This window comes from Aquirufa salirivi, assembly GCF_045310485.1.
Taxonomy (GTDB): Bacteria; Bacteroidota; Bacteroidia; order Cytophagales; family Spirosomataceae; genus Aquirufa; species Aquirufa salirivi.
Genome location: NZ_JBEWZH010000038.1, coordinates 1 through 387, shown reverse-complemented (window position 1 = coordinate 387; position 387 = coordinate 1). Strand labels below are relative to the sequence as shown.

Here is a 387-nt window from a genome sequence, read left to right as displayed (position 1 = left end):
TGATGTTATTCGCACTTGCATCAAAGCCCGTTACCGTATTGCCATAAGCATCCAAGGCAGTTAAGGTATTCGTACCCGTAAACGCTACTGCATTAATCTGTGGTCCTACCAAGCTCAAGGCTAATTTGCTAAATGCCGCTGGGCTTACAGCTACGCTCAAGCGATCGGATCCACTGGTTGTCACGGAGCCATCTGTGGCTACTACCACCGCTGACTCTACTCTAAATAAGCTCATGCTCACTGTAGCTACTCCATTGCTAAAGGTCACGCTCGTGGCTGTACCAAAGTTCGTGCTTGCTACAGTTGGGTTGGTAGCTGGGCTACTTGAAGCATTCGCTCCACTGAACGTGATCGACTTAGCTCCTGTATAGCCTGTTGCTGTGTTGC

The 387-nt window shown here is 49.4% G+C and carries 1 protein-coding gene; it reads right to left on the bottom strand.

Features of this window, described 5'->3' with window-relative positions; all coding sequences use genetic code 11:
- Positions 1-387: hypothetical protein (locus tag U0R11_RS13585; protein WP_406752380.1), on the bottom strand; the 387-nt coding region annotated here is incomplete at both ends.